Genomic DNA, 15,399 nt, shown 5'->3' with positions numbered 1-15,399 from the left:
ACCTGTTACGGGAAGTGCTTTGAGCGATACCACCTACGCCATTATTTATGATTTACATAGCCATACTCAGGCCTCTGACGGCCTGCTGACACCCGAAGCCCTGGTTCATCGCGCCGTTGAAATGCGCGTCGGCACGCTGGCGATAACCGATCACGATACGACAGATGCCATTCCGGCGGCGCGCGCCGAGATTGCCCGCAGCGGGCTGGCGCTGAATCTGGTGTCCGGCGTCGAGATCTCGACCGTCTGGGAAAATCATGAGATTCATATTGTTGGCCTGAATATCGATATAGACCATCCGGCACTTACGGCATTTTTGCAAGAACAAAAAACGCGCCGCAATCAGCGCGCAGAGATGATCGGCGAGCGTCTGGAAAAAGCGCATATTCCGGGCGCGCTGGAAGGCGCGCAAAAGATGGCGAACGGCGGGGCGGTCACCCGCGGTCATTTCGCCCGTTTTCTGGTTGAAGCCGGCAAAGCGACGAACATGGCGGATGTCTTTAAAAAGTATCTGGCGCGCGGGAAAACCGGATACGTTCCACCACAGTGGTATACAATAAAACAAGCTATTGATGTGATTCATCATTCTGGCGGTAAGGCCGTGCTGGCCCATCCGGGGCGGTATAATCTTTCTGCTAAATGGCTGAAAAGGCTGCTGGCACACTTTGCCGAATGCGGTGGCGAGGCGATGGAAGTCGCCCAGTGTCAGCAGGCGCCCAACGAGCGCGCGCAGCTCGCGACCTATGCCCGCCAGTTCGGCCTGCTTGGGTCACAGGGCTCTGATTTCCATCAGCCCTGCGCGTGGATCGAACTGGGGCGCAAGCTCTGGTTGCCCGCTGGCGTTGAGCCGGTCTGGCAGCTCTGGGAACAGCCGCAGCAAATTGAAGAGAGGGAAGTATGAGTCAGTTTTTCTATATCCATCCGGATAACCCGCAGCCACGCCTGATTAACCAGGCCGTGGAGATCGTCCGCAAAGGCGGCGTGATTGTCTACCCGACCGATTCAGGCTATGCGCTGGGCTGCAAAATTGAAGATAAAGGGGCAATGGAGCGCATTTGCCGTATTCGCCAGCTGCCGGACGGCCATAACTTTACCCTGATGTGCCGCGATCTCTCTGAGCTGTCGACCTATGCGTATGTTGATAACGTGGCGTTTCGCCTGATTAAGAACAACACGCCGGGCAACTACACCTTCATCCTGAAGGGCACGAAGGAAGTACCGCGTCGACTGCTGCAGGAAAAACGTAAAACCATCGGCATGCGCGTGCCGTCTAACCCGATTGCGCAGGCGCTGCTGGAAACCCTCGGCGAACCGATGCTTTCTACCTCGCTGATGCTGCCGGGCAGCGAGTTTACCGAGTCCGATCCGGAAGAGATCAAAGATCGTCTGGAGAAGGTGGTCGAGCTGATTATTCACGGCGGCTATCTCGGCCAGCAGCCGACCACCGTGGTCGACTTAACCGAAGATGCACCGGAAGTGATTCGTGAAGGCGTGGGCGATGTAAAGCCTTTCTTGTAAAGGTATAAGCAGATATACTACGCGGCCATCAAAGCAGGGCTCAGCCCTCTTTTGACCTGATTCGACGCCTGTGAAGGCGACACCTGAGGAAGCTCAATGAGCGAGAAGTTACAGAAAGTGCTGGCGCGTGCCGGCCACGGTTCACGCCGTGAAATCGAAGCCATTATTGAAGCGGGCCGCGTGAGTGTGGACGGTAAAATCGCCACGCTGGGTGACCGCGTAGAAATCGTACCGGGGCTGAAGATCCGCATCGACGGTCATCTTATCTCCGTGAAAGAGTCCGCTGAACAGATCTGCCGCGTGCTGGCTTACTACAAGCCAGAAGGCGAGCTGTGCACCCGCAACGACCCGGAAGGTCGCCCGACGGTGTTTGACCGTCTGCCTAAACTGCGTGGCGCTCGCTGGATTGCCGTCGGTCGTCTGGACGTGAACACCTGCGGTCTGCTGCTGTTTACCACCGATGGTGAACTGGCAAACCGTCTGATGCACCCAAGCCGTGAAGTGGAACGTGAATACGCGGTGCGCGTATTTGGCCAGGTTGATGAAAATAAACTGCGCGATCTGTCGCGTGGCGTTCAGCTGGAAGACGGTCCTGCGGCGTTCAAAACCATCAAGTTTACCGGTGGGGAAGGCATTAACCAGTGGTACAACGTGACCCTGACCGAAGGCCGTAACCGCGAGGTGCGTCGTCTCTGGGAAGCGGTAGGCGTCCAGGTGAGCCGCCTGATCCGTGTCCGTTACGGCGACATTCTGTTGCCGAAAGGTCTGCCGCGCGGTGGGTATACCGAACTGGATCTGACCCAAACCAACTACCTGCGCGAGCTTGTCGGCCTGACGCCGGAAACCACCTCAAAAGTGGCGGTGGAAAAAGATCGTCGTCGCATGAAGGCGAATCAGATCCGTCGCGCGGTGAAGCGCCACAGCCAGGTGAGCAGCAGCCGCCGCTCCGGCAGCCGTAACAACAACGGTTAATATAAAAGCCCGGTGAACGCACCGGGCTTTTTTCTTTAGTAATCAATTCCAATTTGCGCTTTGATGCCTGCATCAAACGCATGTTTGACCGGACGCAGCTCGCTGACGGTATCGGCCATCTCCAGAATCTCCCGATGACACCCGCGCCCCGTGACGATAACCGTCTGGTGTACAGGACGATTCTTCAGAGCATCCAGCACGGCTTCCAGCGGCAGGTAGTCATAGGCGACCATATAGGTGATCTCATCCAGCAGAACCATATTCAGCGAGGGATCGGCCAGCATTCTCTTTGCATGCTCCCAGACGGCGAGACAGGCTGCGGTGTCCGTTTCCCGATTCTGAGTATCCCACGTAAAACCGGTCGCCATCACCTGAAACTCAACGCCGTGAGGCTCAAGCAAATTCCGCTCACCGTTGGGCCATTCGCCTTTGATAAACTGGATCACGCCCACTTTTTGACCGTGTCCAACGGCGCGCGTCGCCGTGCCGAATGCGGCGGTGGTTTTCCCTTTTCCGTTGCCGGTAAAAACGATGACGATCCCACGTTCGTCCTGGGCTGCGGCAACGCGTGCATCGACCTGTTCTTTCAGACGCTGCTGGCGCTGCTGATGACGTTCTTCACTCATTGCGAAATTCCCGGTTTACGGCCCGGCTGGGCATCAAAGGTCATCCCGGTCTTGCGGCGGCTGTCGTCGCCCATCAGCCAGAGATAGAGCGGCATAATGTCTGCCGGGGTTTTCAGCTTCTGCGGATCTTCGCTCGGGAACGCGCTGGCGCGCATTTTGGTGCGCGTACCGCCCGGGTTGATGCAGTTCACGCGAAGATGACGGCTCTGATACTCCTCCGCCAGCACCTGCATCATGCCTTCGGTGGCGAATTTTGATACGGCATAAGCACCCCAGTTTGCGCGCCCCTCGCGACCTACGCTGGAGGAGGTAAAGACCAGTGAGCCAGACTCGGATTTGAGTAATAAAGGAAGCAATGCCTGCGTGAGGAAAAACGTGCCGTTGACGTTGACCTGCATCACCTGCTGCCAGATATCCGGATCCTGTTCATCCATCGGACGCACTTCACCTAACAAACCGGCGTTATGCAGCACGCCGTCGAGTCTCGGATAGTGAGCGCTGATGCGCTGGGCTAATTCCTGGCACACCGCAGGCGTGCAGGTCAGTAAATCGAGCGTATACCACGGGGCCGGCGTGCCGCATACGGCCTCAATCTCCTGAGCGACGTTTTTCAGTTTTTCTTCGTTGCGCCCGATCAGAATGACGTTGGCGCCATATTCGGCGTATGTCAGGGCTGCCTCTCGGCCAATCCCGTCGCTGGCACCGGTGACAAGAATAATCCGGTTTTGCAGCAGATTTTTTTGCGGTTGATAATGCACGGTGACTCCTCAGGCGACCGGTGACGCAATGGCGCCTTTATAATGACTTTTCGGCTTTATGCCCGAATTCGCCTGATAATTCAATCAGTCTACAGGACGCATTACTGTAAAATTAACAATTTGCAAATATTTAAACTCCAGTCCGGGGATTCCTGAAGGCGGCTCGCAGAGGTAATGTCACGAGCGAGACGCATGGGCAGGGCTGTTGTACACTGCCGTGAAAGATTCGTGGTTAAATCAAGGTGGAACGCGTGGAATTACTTTCTCAATATGGGTTGTTTTTGGCCAAAATCGCGACGGTGGTGGTTGCCATTGCGGTGGTAGCCGTTCTGATTGTCAACCTGACGCAGCGCAAGCGTCAGCGTGGGGAGTTACGCATCACCCGCCTGAGCGAGCAGTATAAAGAGATGCAGGAAGAGATGTCTCTGGCGCTGCTTGATAGTCATCAACAGAAACTCTGGCAGAAAGCGCAGAAGAAAAAGCATAAACAGGAAGCCAAAGCGGCAAAGGCAAAAGCAAAGCTCAATGCGCCGCAGGATAAGGCCACGCCACGCGTCTATGTGCTCGATTTTAAAGGCAGTATGGATGCGCATGAAGTGTCTTCTCTGCGGGAAGAAGTGACTGCCGTTCTGGCCGTGGCGACACCGCAGGATCAGGTTGTCGTGCGCCTTGAAAGCCCGGGCGGGGTGGTTCACGGTTACGGACTGGCCGCCTCACAGCTGCAGCGCCTGCGTGAAAAACAGATCCCGCTGACCGTGGCGGTGGATAAAGTGGCGGCGAGCGGTGGCTACATGATGGCCTGCGTGGCGGACAAAATTGTTGCCGCGCCGTTCTCCATTATTGGCTCGATCGGCGTGGTCGCGCAAATTCCGAACTTTAACCGCTTCCTGAAAAATAAAGAGATTGATATCGAACTTCACACGGCGGGTCAGTACAAACGTACCCTGACGCTGCTGGGGGAAAACACGGAAGAAGGGCGTCAAAAGTTCCGCGAAGATCTCAACGAAACGCATCATCTCTTTAAAGATTTTGTACACCGTATGCGCCCAACGCTCGATATTGAACAGGTCGCGACGGGCGAGCACTGGTACGGCGTCCAGGCGCAGGAGAAAGGGCTGGTGGATGAAGTCGGAACCAGCGACGATCTGCTGCTCAATCTGATGGAAGGCCGGGAACTGGTGGGCGTGCGCTTTACCCAGCGTAAGCGACTCCTTGACCGCTTTACCAACAGTGCCGCAGAAAGCGCGGACCGCCTGCTGCTGCGCTGGCTACAGCGCGGACAAAAACCGTTGCTGTAAACAAAAACGCGAGGCATATGCCTCGCGTTTTGCATTAATCGACCAAGTGATATTTCTCGGAAAGCGTATGCGCCAGGTATTTAAACATGTTAAACACGGCGGTGCTTTTCGGGGTCGGTAAACCCTGTTCGTCAAGGAAGTATTCGCCGCTGAAAATCAGCACACCATTACGCTGCTCTACGCCGGTGGCTTCAATGCCCGCCAGCGTATCTTCATGGTCACGGATAAGCTTGTTTGCTTCGATAAGCAGAGAGGCTCGGTCAATAGGTTGGGTCGTATTCTGCATAATCCACTCCTTAAACAGTGACAATAGTCTACGCCGAGGGCGCTTTGGGGGCAAATTTTCCCTGTAATGTGAGGGGATAAGGTGCAGGGTCCTGGCTGGCGGGATCTGCTTTTGCATGCTAATAAAGTTGCGTAACGAATTTTATCAGGTAGAGTGTGCGCTTTCGTCATTCTGGCAACAGAATTGCTTGACATTCAACCGGGAATTCGTCACGAATTACACGAGATGTGAGAAAAATACCCGAAAACTCAATCACCTGGGCGTATTCTCATTAACGTCCGGTAAGTCAAAGGGGTTGATATCTCCTGACGCAGTCGCAATATCATTGGCGCGTCGTCAGCGGAAGGGAAATCAACGTGCGGCGTATTCCTGGAAGAATTAAATTAGGTAAAGGTGAATATGGGTAAAGCTCTCGTCATCGTTGAGTCCCCGGCAAAAGCCAAAACGATCAATAAGTATCTGGGTAATGACTACGTGGTTAAGTCCAGCGTCGGTCATATCCGCGATTTGCCGACCAGTGGCTCAGCCAGCAAAAAGAGCGCAGACTCTACCTCCACCAAAGGGGCTAAAAAGCCTAAAAAGGATGAACGTAGCGCGCTTGTCAACCGCATGGGTGTAAACCCATGGCATAACTGGGATGCACAATATGAAGTGCTGCCCGGGAAAGAAAAAGTCGTTAACGAGCTGAAGCAGCTTGCTGAAAAAGCAGACCACATCTATCTCGCAACCGACCTTGACCGCGAAGGGGAAGCCATTGCGTGGCACCTGCGGGAAGTGATCGGTGGTGATGACAAACGCTACAGCCGTGTAGTGTTTAACGAAATTACGAAGAATGCGATTCGTCAGGCATTTGAGAAGCCGGGCGAACTGAACATTGACCGCGTAAACGCACAGCAGGCACGTCGCTTTATGGACCGCGTTGTGGGCTACATGGTCTCTCCACTGCTGTGGAAGAAGATTGCCCGTGGCCTGTCCGCAGGGCGTGTGCAATCCGTCGCCGTGCGTCTGGTCGTTGAGCGTGAGCGCGAAATTAAAGCCTTCGTGCCGGAAGAGTTCTGGGAAGTCGATGCCAATGTGACCACGCCGGGCGGTGACGCTCTGCCGCTGCAGGTGAGCCATCACAACGACAAGCCTTTCCGTCCGGAAAACCGCGACCAGACCATGGCCGCCGTCGCGCTGCTGGAAAAAGCACGTTATCAGGTGCTGGAACGTGAAGACAAACCGACCAGCAGCAAGCCAGGTGCGCCGTTTATTACCTCCACGCTGCAACAGGCTGCAAGCACGCGTCTGGGGTATGGCGTGAAGAAGACGATGATGATGGCTCAGCGCCTGTATGAAGCGGGCTACATCACCTATATGCGTACCGACTCAACCAACCTGAGCCAGGACGCGGTCAACATGGTGCGTGGCTACATCAGCGACAACTTCGGTAAGAAATACCTGCCGGAAAGCGCTAACCAGTTCGCCAGCAAAGAGAACTCCCAGGAAGCGCACGAAGCGATTCGTCCTTCTGACGTCTCGGTGTTAGCGGAATCGCTGAAAGACATGGAAGCCGACGCGCAGAAGCTGTATCAGCTGATCTGGCGCCAGTTCGTGGCGTGCCAGATGACGCCAGCGCAGTATGACTCCACCACGCTGACCGTTGGCGCGGGCGAGTTCCGTCTCAAAGCGCGCGGTCGTATCCTGCGTTTCGACGGCTGGACGAAGGTGATGCCTGCGCTGCGTAAAGGTGATGAAGACAGAACGCTGCCTGCCGTAAACAAAGGTGACGAGCTGTCACTTGTCGATCTGGTTCCGGCACAGCACTTCACCAAGCCGCCTGCGCGCTTCAGTGAAGCGTCCCTGGTGAAAGAGCTGGAAAAACGCGGTATTGGTCGTCCATCGACCTACGCATCCATCATCTCGACCATTCAGGACCGTGGCTACGTGCGCGTTGAAAACCGCCGTTTCTATGCGGAAAAAATGGGTGAGATCGTCACTGACCGTCTGGAAGCAAACTTCCGCGAGTTGATGAACTACGATTTCACCGCGCAAATGGAAGACAGCCTCGACCAGGTTGCCAGCCATCAGGCGGAATGGAAAAAGGTCCTCGACAGCTTCTTCAGCGACTTTACCGACCAGCTTGAAAAAGCGGAAAAAGACCCTGAAGAGGGCGGTATGCTGCCAAACCAGATGGTTCTGACCAGCATCGACTGTCCAACCTGCGGCCGCAAGATGGGGATCCGCACCGCAACCACGGGCGTGTTCCTTGGCTGCTCCGGCTATGCCCTGTCACCAAAAGAGCGCTGCAAAACCACTATCAACCTGGTGCCTGAGAACGAAGTGCTCAACGTGCTGGAAGGTGATGATGCGGAAACAAACGCTCTGCGTGCCAAACGCCGCTGCAAAAAATGCGGCACGGCAATGGACAGCTACCTGATCGATCCAAAACGTAAGCTGCACGTTTGCGGTAATAACCCAACGTGTGACGGGTATGAGATCGAAGAGGGTGAGTTCCGCATTAAAGGCTATGACGGCCCGATTGTGGAGTGCGAGAAGTGTGGCTCTGAAATGCACCTGAAAATGGGGCGTTTCGGTAAGTACATGGCCTGTACCAACGACGAGTGTAAAAACACGCGCAAAATTCTGCGTAACGGCGAAGTGGCTCCTCCGAAGGAAGATCCGGTTCCGCTGCCAGAACTGCCGTGCGAGAAATCCGACGCGTACTTCGTGCTGCGTGATGGTGCCGCAGGTGTCTTCCTGGCCGCCAACACCTTCCCGAAATCGCGTGAAACGCGCGCGCCGCTGGTGGAAGAGCTGCATCGCTTCCGCGATCGTCTGCCTGAGAAACTGCGTTATCTGGCCGATGCGCCACAGCAGGATCCGGAAGGCAACAAAACCGTGGTACGGTTTAGCCGTAAAACTAAGCAGCAGTATGTTGCGGCCGAGAAAGAGGGTAAAGCGACCGGATGGTCAGCCTTCTTTGTCGATGGCAAATGGGTTGAAGGCAAGAAATAATCTTCCCTTACCGTAACTTACCTGTAAAAGGGCCGGATTTCCGGCCCTTTTTTATTGCCTTGTTATTATTTTTTGTTCCGTACTATACAGTCAGGCTATAAATGATATAGTGGTTATAGTTAACCTGTTTCTTATTATTAAATCGTCTTAAGCGATTGACCGCATGCGCTAAATCGGATGGTCTGGCATGAAATTACAGCAGCTTCGTTATATCGTTGAGGTGGTGAATCATAACCTTAACGTCTCTTCTACCGCCGAGGGGTTGTATACCTCGCAACCGGGCATCAGCAAACAAGTTCGTATGCTGGAGGACGAGTTAGGTATCCAGATATTTGCCCGCAGCGGTAAGCATCTCACTCAGGTGACGCCTGCGGGGCAGGAAATCATCCGCATTGCGCGGGAAGTCCTCTCCAAAGTCGATGCGATTAAGTCAGTGGCAGGGGAACACACCTGGCCGGATAAAGGCTCGCTGTATATTGCCACGACGCATACCCAGGCGCGCTATGCGCTTCCCGGTGTAATTAAAGGCTTTATCGAGCGTTATCCTCGCGTCTCTTTGCATATGCACCAGGGCTCGCCAACGCAAATTGCTGAAGCCGTCTCCAAGGGTAATGCAGACTTTGCCATCGCCACGGAAGCGCTCCACCTGTATGACGATCTGGTGATGCTTCCATGCTATCACTGGAACCGTTCTATCGTGGTGACCCCCGATCACCCCCTGGCGGGTAAAGGGTCGGTCACTATCGAAGAGCTGGCGCAATATCCTTTGGTAACGTATACGTTTGGCTTTACCGGACGGTCCGAGCTTGATACGGCCTTTAACCGGGCAGGGTTAACGCCGCGCATTGTCTTTACCGCGACGGATGCCGACGTGATTAAGACCTATGTGCGGCTTGGTCTGGGAGTGGGCGTTATTGCCAGCATGGCGGTGGATCCGGTGTCAGATCCTGACCTGGTGCGTCTTGATGCGCATGATGTTTTCAGCCATAGCACCACAAAGATTGGCTTCCGTCGCAGCACCTTCCTGCGCAGCTATATGTATGATTTTATTCAGCGCTTTGCCCCTCATTTAACGCGTGACGTGGTGGATACCGCCGTGGCATTACGCTCAAATGAAGATATTGAAGAGATGTTTAAAGACATCAAACTCCCCGAAAAATAATCACACCCGGTATCTTTCCCTTACGGAAAGATACCGAAATAACGCCTCAAAGCTAAATTAGAATTATCATCATCTACGTATCCCCTGTCATATAATGTCATTATCCATTTAATTCGTATGGTTATAATGTCGTGAATTGGCGACAAAAGTAGAAACTAATTTACGCCTTCGCAAATTTTTCTTTTCAATTATTTATTTCTGGTCAAAAGATTGAATATTTCATACCTCCCGGTGCGTAAATTCACTGGCTTTTCGGCTAAAGTTTCTTTAGGATTTATCTCAACAGATGATTAATTGTACCAATTGTTTGGTCCTAAATGATAAGCGATATCGATTGTATGAGGTTAGCAATGCCTTCAGGAAGTGAAGAACCGCAAAGGGATCCTGCGCTCAAGCGTAAAGCCTGGCTGGCGGTCTTTCTCGTCTCTACCCTGTTTTGGGTGGTGGTTGCTCTCCTGGCCTGGAAATATTGGGGTTAAATATGGCAGTGACGGTACGTACAGCTTCGGTAAAACAGATGTGTCAGCATCGTGACAATGGCCACAGAGGGCGTAAAGCTCCTGCGACCGTTGTACCCGCGTCCTGGAAACTGACGCCGCAGCAGCAAGCGTTTATTGATGTGTTCGCAGAAGACGAACCCAAAAAACAATAATTTAGTTAATTGCGTAATGATGCAAATAGTCTGAATATCGACTCTGCACTTTTGTACTCTTTAATAAATACACATCAGCAATATAGCACTGAGGACTTACCTCGGAACTTTTAATAAATAATGCCTGGTGTCCCTATGATGAATAACATGACGTCTCACAAATACTGGTCATGGATCGGCGTTTTTACCGTGTCGATTCTGTTCTGGAGTCAGCTCATCTGGTTGGCCCTCCACTAAATTGTAAAACCTCGCTACGGCGGGGTTTTTTGTTTTTCCTTTCTGGACCAATCCTAAATTTATCAATTTGGGTTGTTATCAAAACGTTACGACATCTTTGTGTTATCTTTAATTACGGCCCTGATGATTGTCGGGGCATCTCTGTGATTAAGGAGGAGCTTATGTCGTTAACCCTACGCGAAGCCAGTAAGGACACGTTACAGGCAGAAAATAAAACCTGGCATTACTACAGCCTGCCGCTGGCTGCCAGAACGCTTGGGGACATTTCGCGTTTACCCAAGTCATTGAAAGTATTACTGGAAAACCTATTGCGCTGGCAGGACGGTGATTCTGTCACCCTCGATGATATCCAGGCGCTGGCAGGGTGGCTCGAAAATGCCCATGCCGACAGAGAAATCGCCTACCGCCCGGCCAGGGTGCTGATGCAGGACTTTACCGGTGTTCCTGCCGTCGTTGATTTAGCCGCGATGCGCGAGGCCGTTAAGCGTCTCGGCGGAGATACGGCAAAAGTGAATCCGCTTTCCCCTGTTGACCTCGTCATTGACCACTCCGTAACCGTTGACCGCTTTGGTGATGACGACGCCTTTGGCGAGAACGTGCGTCTGGAGATGGAGCGCAACCACGAGCGCTACGTGTTCCTGAAGTGGGGGCAGCAGGCGTTCAGCCGTTTTAGCGTGGTCCCGCCGGGTACCGGTATTTGTCACCAGGTGAACCTTGAATATCTGGGTAAAGCCGTCTGGAGTGAATTGCAGGATAAAGAGTGGGTCGCCTATCCGGACACGCTGGTGGGCACGGACTCCCATACCACCATGATCAACGGTCTGGGCGTGCTGGGCTGGGGCGTTGGGGGTATCGAAGCGGAAGCGGCCATGCTCGGCCAGCCGGTGTCCATGCTTATCCCTGACGTGGTGGGCTTCAAGCTCACCGGCAAGCTGTCTGAAGGCATTACCGCCACCGATCTGGTGCTCACCGTCACCCAGATGCTGCGTAAGCATGGTGTGGTGGGCAAGTTTGTAGAATTCTACGGTGACGGACTGGATTCGCTGCCGCTGGCCGACCGTGCCACCATTGCCAATATGGCGCCGGAATACGGTGCAACCTGCGGCTTTTTCCCCATCGATGACGTCACGCTGGAATACATGCGCCTTAGCGGGCGCAGCGAAGAGCAGGTTGCGCTGGTCGAGGCCTATACCAAAGCGCAGGGCATGTGGCGAAACCCGGGCGATGAACCGGTCTTCACCAGCACGCTTGAACTCGATATGGGAAGCGTTGAGGCGAGCCTCGCCGGACCGAAACGTCCGCAGGATCGGGTTGCGCTGAGTGACGTGCCAAAAGCCTTTGCCGCCAGCAATGCACTGGAAGTGAACGTGGCGCAGAAAGATCACCGTCCGGTCAACTATGTTCTGAACGGACATCAGTATCAGCTCCCGGATGGCGCGGTTGTGATTGCGGCCATTACCTCCTGCACCAACACCTCGAACCCCAGCGTATTAATGGCGGCCGGTCTGCTGGCGAAAAAGGCGGTAGAGCTTGGGCTAAAACCTCAGCCATGGGTCAAGGCCTCGCTGGCACCGGGTTCCAAAGTGGTATCGGATTACCTGGCGCAGGCCAAACTGACGCCGTACCTTGACGAACTGGGCTTTAACCTCGTGGGCTACGGCTGTACGACCTGTATTGGTAACTCCGGCCCGCTGCCTGAACCGATTGAAACGGCGATCAAGCAGGGTGACCTGACGGTAGGCGCGGTTCTGTCCGGTAACCGAAACTTTGAAGGGCGTATACACCCGCTGGTGAAAACCAACTGGCTTGCCTCGCCGCCGCTGGTTGTGGCGTATGCCCTTGCAGGGAACATGAATATCAACCTGGCGACCGATCCGATTGGTCACGATCGCAAGAACGATCCTGTCTACCTGAAAGATATCTGGCCATCTTCGCGTGAAATCGCGCTGGCCGTTGAAAAGGTCTCAACCGAGATGTTCCGCAAAGAGTATGCGGAGGTCTTTGAAGGCACGCCGGAGTGGAAAACCATCAACGTCGTGGGCTCGGATACCTACGACTGGCAGGATGACTCGACCTATATTCGTCTGTCGCCGTTCTTTGATGCGATGCTGGCCGAGCCGGCACCGCTTAAGGATATTCACGGCGCGCGCATACTGGCGATGCTGGGCGACTCCGTCACGACCGACCATATCTCTCCGGCGGGGAGTATCAAAGCCGATAGCCCGGCAGGCCGTTATCTGCAGAGCCGGGGCGTCGAACGCCGCGATTTTAACTCTTACGGCTCGCGTCGCGGCAACCATGAGGTCATGATGCGCGGGACCTTTGCCAACATACGCATTCGTAACGAAATGGTACCGGGCGTGGAAGGGGGGATGACCCGCCATCTGCCGGGTACGGAAGTGGTTTCGATTTATGATGCGGCGGTCAAATATCAACAGGAAGGTACGCCGCTGGCGGTGATCGCCGGGAAAGAGTACGGTTCCGGCTCCAGCCGCGACTGGGCGGCGAAAGGTCCGCGTCTGCTTGGCGTTCGCGTGGTCATCGCCGAATCGTTCGAACGTATTCACCGCTCGAACCTGATCGGCATGGGGATCCTGCCGCTTGAGTTCCCGCAGGGCGTGACCCGTAAAACGCTGGGACTGACCGGGGAAGAGCAGATTGAGATTAGCGGTCTGCAAAACCTGCAGCCGGGGAAAACGGTGCCGGTGAAGTTAACGCGGGCAGACGGGAAAACCGAGGTGCTGGATTGCCGGTGCCGTATTGATACGGCAACCGAGCTGACCTATTACCAGAACGACGGCATTTTACATTATGTGATTCGTAAGATGCTGGATTGATGAAACGAGCCCGGCACTCGTGCCGGGCTTTTTAGCATCACTCTTTCAGCAGATGGCCCATTTTGGCGGCTTTGGTATCAAGGTAGTGGGCGTTTTTCGGGTTACGGCCGACAATCAGCGGTACGCGCTCGACGATGTTGATCCCCGCTTCGGTCAGGATCTCCACTTTTTTCGGGTTATTGGTCAGCAGTCGAACTTCGTCCACGCCCAGCAGCTTGAACATATCGGCGCACAAGGTGAAGTCGCGTTCGTCAGCGGCAAAGCCAAGCTGATGGTTTGCTTCAACCGTATCGTAGCCCTGGTCCTGAAGCGCGTAGGCGCGGATTTTGTTCAGCAGACCAATATTACGACCTTCCTGACGGTGATAAAGCAGCACACCTCGGCCTTCTTCTGCAATATGAGACAGGGCGGCTTCCAGCTGGAAACCACAATCACAGCGCAGGCTGAACAGCGCGTCGCCGGTGAGACACTCTGAATGGACGCGGGACAGCACCGGCGTCTGCCCTGAAATGTCGCCATACACCAGCGCGACATGATCCTGTCCGGTTGCCAGTTCTTCAAAACCCACCATCAGGAAATCGCCCCATGGGGTTGGCAGTTTGGCTTCTGCCACACGTTTAAGCTGCATGTGATTCTCCAGAGTAGGCTGACACGTTTCGTGCCTTTGCCCTGTTTTGCTTTCTGTATCAGTTCATTTTGCCACAAGCTCAGCAGGTTCGCCTAATGGGCACCATGCTATATGAACGTTAAACGCACGATCCGACATATCCACCCGGAGGATTAATTTCGGTTATGATTGTGACGCTTAGCGAAAAAGGAGAAGACATGCTTTCAATCGCCAGACGTACGGCAGCAGGTGCGGCCATTTTACTGATTATGCCTCTGGCCGTATGGCTTTCAGGCTGGATGTGGCAGCCCGGGCAGAACGCCACGTGGCTGAAAACGTTATACTGGATAACGGAAACGGTCACCCAGCCGTGGGGAATAATTACCCACGTACTCCTCTGCGCCTGGTTTCTGTGGTGCCTCCGCTTTCGTTTGCGGGCGGCGCTGATGCTCTTTGCGATACTCGGGGGCGCTATCCTTGTCGGTCAGGGCGTGAAGTCCTGGGTTAAAGATCGCGTTCAGGAACCGCGTCCTTTTGTCGTCTGGCTGGAAAAAACGCATCATGTTCCGGTGGATGAGTTCTACAATTTAAAGCGTAAAGATCGCGGTGCGCTGGTGAAAGAACAGCTTGCGGAACAGCAGGATATCCCGAAATTCTTGCGTAAACACTGGCAGAAAGAGACCGGGTTCGCGTTTCCTTCCGGTCACACCATGTTTGCGGCCAGCTGGGCGTTGCTGGGGGTTGGGCTGCTTTGGCCAAGGCGTCGAACGATCACTATCGTGATTTTACTGGTCTGGGCGACGGGAGTTATGGGCAGCCGCTTGCTGTTGGGGATGCACTGGCCTCGGGACCTGGTCGTCGCCACGCTCATCTCATGGCTGCTGATTATGATGGCGACCTGGCTCACTGAACGATTCTGCGGCCCGCTAACGCCACCGCCAGAAGAGAAAGAAGAAATAGCCGAAAGGGACCAGACAGACGCCTGACGGTTGATATTCCGCATTTTGCCCATAGATCCATGACCTGCGCGTCACTTTTTCCGTTTCGCGCTCGTCGCTAAAATGGTAGTTTATAAGGCTGATTGCGGTGGGTTGAACACACTTTATTCGCTTGAACCACATAACGGGAAGTAATGTGAAATATTTACTCATTTTCTTACTGGTATTGGCGATTTTTGTCATTTCAGTCACGTTGGGTGCACAAAACGATCAGCAGGTGACGTTTAACTATCTGCTGGCTCAGGGTGAGTATCGCGTCTCGAGCCTGCTGGCGGTCCTATTTGCTGCCGGCTTTGCCATTGGCTGGCTGGTTTGCGGTCTGTTCTGGCTGAAAGTCCGTGTTTCTCTTGCGCGCGCTGAACGTAAAATTAAGCGACTCGAAAATAATATTGCCCCTGCGTCTGACATCCCGGAAAGCTCTGGTGTGCCGGTCGTGAAGGAATAATCGACT

15 protein-coding genes are annotated in these 15,399 nt (G+C 54.2%); 11 read left to right on the top strand and 4 right to left on the bottom strand.

The genetic code is table 11. The features are described 5' to 3' along the window. The first annotated feature begins 19 nt into the window (after nt 1–19). The 3 genes from rnm (at nt 20) to rluB (ending at nt 2,490) form a co-directional block, all read left to right on the top strand. Nucleotides 20–901: an RNase RNM gene (gene rnm / locus F0320_RS11990; RefSeq protein WP_126328719.1), complete on the top strand. Its 882-nt coding sequence runs from the start codon at nt 20–22 to the stop codon at nt 899–901. Then, entirely contained in the window at nt 898–1,518 is a 621-nt protein-coding gene (locus F0320_RS11985; protein ID WP_003856793.1) for an L-threonylcarbamoyladenylate synthase, read from the top strand. The genes rnm and F0320_RS11985 overlap by 4 nt, the downstream gene beginning before the upstream one ends. 96 nt (nt 1,519–1,614) lie before the next feature. After that, a complete protein-coding gene (rluB, locus tag F0320_RS11980; RefSeq protein ID WP_023312076.1) occupies nt 1,615–2,490 on the top strand; it encodes a 23S rRNA pseudouridine(2605) synthase RluB in 876 nt (291 codons plus the stop codon). A gap of 35 nt (nt 2,491–2,525) precedes the next feature. Here rluB and cobO read toward each other — a convergent pair whose 3' ends face one another. Further along, on the bottom strand, nt 2,526–3,116 hold the full coding sequence (gene cobO, locus F0320_RS11975) for a cob(I)yrinic acid a,c-diamide adenosyltransferase (RefSeq protein ID WP_045355892.1): 591 nt from the start codon (nt 3,114–3,116) through the stop codon (nt 2,526–2,528). Beyond that, on the bottom strand, nt 3,113–3,874 hold the full coding sequence (locus F0320_RS11970; RefSeq protein WP_039263558.1) for a YciK family oxidoreductase: 762 nt from the start codon (nt 3,872–3,874) through the stop codon (nt 3,113–3,115). Before F0320_RS11970 ends, cobO begins: the two co-directional genes overlap by 4 nt. Before the next feature lie 251 nt (nt 3,875–4,125). On the opposite strand from F0320_RS11970, the gene sohB reads away from it, so the two are divergent. Then, nucleotides 4,126–5,172 carry a protease SohB gene (gene sohB / locus F0320_RS11965; protein ID WP_126328718.1) on the top strand — a complete coding sequence of 349 codons (1,047 nt, stop codon included), beginning with the start codon at nt 4,126–4,128 and terminating at the stop codon, nt 5,170–5,172. 34 nt (nt 5,173–5,206) lie between these two features. On the opposite strand, the gene F0320_RS11960 is transcribed toward sohB, so the two are convergent. Beyond that, nucleotides 5,207–5,458 (bottom strand): YciN family protein, encoded by a 252-nt coding sequence (locus F0320_RS11960; RefSeq protein ID WP_023312072.1) that lies wholly within the window; start codon nt 5,456–5,458, stop codon nt 5,207–5,209. Between the two features lie 399 nt (nt 5,459–5,857). On the opposite strand from F0320_RS11960, the gene topA reads away from it, so the two are divergent. The 5 genes from topA (at nt 5,858) to acnA (ending at nt 13,343) form a co-directional block, all read left to right on the top strand. After that, nucleotides 5,858–8,455, top strand: coding sequence for a type I DNA topoisomerase (gene topA, locus F0320_RS11955; RefSeq protein ID WP_047651111.1), 2,598 nt, complete (start codon nt 5,858–5,860; stop codon nt 8,453–8,455). Between the two features lie 187 nt (nt 8,456–8,642). After that, nucleotides 8,643–9,617, top strand: a complete 975-nt coding sequence (gene cysB, locus F0320_RS11950) for an HTH-type transcriptional regulator CysB (protein WP_008502814.1) — start codon at nt 8,643–8,645, stop codon at nt 9,615–9,617. Between the two features lie 338 nt (nt 9,618–9,955). Next, complete coding sequence (locus F0320_RS11945) at nt 9,956–10,096, top strand: YmiA family putative membrane protein (RefSeq protein WP_213327741.1); 141 nt, start codon at nt 9,956–9,958, stop codon at nt 10,094–10,096. Between the two features lie 311 nt (nt 10,097–10,407). After that, nucleotides 10,408–10,506 carry a small membrane protein YmiC gene (ymiC, locus tag F0320_RS11935; RefSeq protein ID WP_032623144.1) on the top strand — a complete coding sequence of 33 codons (99 nt, stop codon included), beginning with the start codon at nt 10,408–10,410 and terminating at the stop codon, nt 10,504–10,506. A gap of 161 nt (nt 10,507–10,667) precedes the next feature. Continuing rightward, the gene (acnA, locus tag F0320_RS11930) at nt 10,668–13,343 is read left to right on the top strand and encodes an aconitate hydratase AcnA (RefSeq protein WP_149323788.1); all 2,676 of its coding nucleotides are present in this window, start codon (nt 10,668–10,670) and stop codon (nt 13,341–13,343) included. A gap of 37 nt (nt 13,344–13,380) precedes the next feature. Here the strand turns inward: acnA and ribA are convergent, their stop codons facing one another. Further along, nucleotides 13,381–13,971, bottom strand: a complete 591-nt coding sequence (gene ribA, locus F0320_RS11925; RefSeq protein ID WP_008501210.1) for a GTP cyclohydrolase II — start codon at nt 13,969–13,971, stop codon at nt 13,381–13,383. 197 nt (nt 13,972–14,168) lie between these two features. Here ribA and pgpB point away from each other — a divergent pair, with 197 nt between their 5' ends. Both pgpB and F0320_RS11915 read left to right on the top strand, forming a co-directional pair. Continuing rightward, complete coding sequence (gene pgpB / locus F0320_RS11920) at nt 14,169–14,936, top strand: phosphatidylglycerophosphatase B (RefSeq protein WP_032656731.1); 768 nt, start codon at nt 14,169–14,171, stop codon at nt 14,934–14,936. Nucleotides 14,937–15,084: 148 nt separating this feature from the next. Then, entirely contained in the window at nt 15,085–15,393 is a 309-nt protein-coding gene (locus F0320_RS11915; protein ID WP_023312067.1) for a LapA family protein, read from the top strand. Nucleotides 15,394–15,399: the final 6 nt, after the last annotated feature.

This window comes from Enterobacter dykesii (genome assembly GCF_008364625.2).
Taxonomy (GTDB): Bacteria; Pseudomonadota; Gammaproteobacteria; order Enterobacterales; family Enterobacteriaceae; genus Enterobacter; species Enterobacter dykesii.
The sequence above is the reverse complement of the archived record's forward strand: the minus strand, read 5'-3'. Positions and strand labels throughout refer to the sequence as shown.

Excerpts from the sequence above, each read along its gene's own strand:
- F0320_RS11985 (WP_003856793.1), top strand. The coding sequence starts at position 898 with ATGAGTCAGTTTTTCTATATCCATCCGGATAACCCGCAGCCACGCCTG.
- rluB (WP_023312076.1), top strand. The coding sequence starts at position 1,615 with ATGAGCGAGAAGTTACAGAAAGTGCTGGCGCGTGCCGGCCACGGTTCA.
- cobO (WP_045355892.1), bottom strand. The coding sequence starts at position 3,116 with ATGAGTGAAGAACGTCATCAGCAGCGCCAGCAGCGTCTGAAAGAACAG.
- F0320_RS11960 (WP_023312072.1), bottom strand. The coding sequence starts at position 5,458 with ATGCAGAATACGACCCAACCTATTGACCGAGCCTCTCTGCTTATCGAA.
- topA (WP_047651111.1), top strand. The coding sequence starts at position 5,858 with ATGGGTAAAGCTCTCGTCATCGTTGAGTCCCCGGCAAAAGCCAAAACG.
- cysB (WP_008502814.1), top strand. The coding sequence starts at position 8,643 with ATGAAATTACAGCAGCTTCGTTATATCGTTGAGGTGGTGAATCATAAC.
- F0320_RS11945 (WP_213327741.1), top strand. The coding sequence starts at position 9,956 with ATGAGGTTAGCAATGCCTTCAGGAAGTGAAGAACCGCAAAGGGATCCT.
- ymiC (WP_032623144.1), top strand. The coding sequence starts at position 10,408 with ATGAATAACATGACGTCTCACAAATACTGGTCATGGATCGGCGTTTTT.
- acnA (WP_149323788.1), top strand. The coding sequence starts at position 10,668 with ATGTCGTTAACCCTACGCGAAGCCAGTAAGGACACGTTACAGGCAGAA.
- ribA (WP_008501210.1), bottom strand. The coding sequence starts at position 13,971 with ATGCAGCTTAAACGTGTGGCAGAAGCCAAACTGCCAACCCCATGGGGC.
- pgpB (WP_032656731.1), top strand. The coding sequence starts at position 14,169 with ATGCTTTCAATCGCCAGACGTACGGCAGCAGGTGCGGCCATTTTACTG.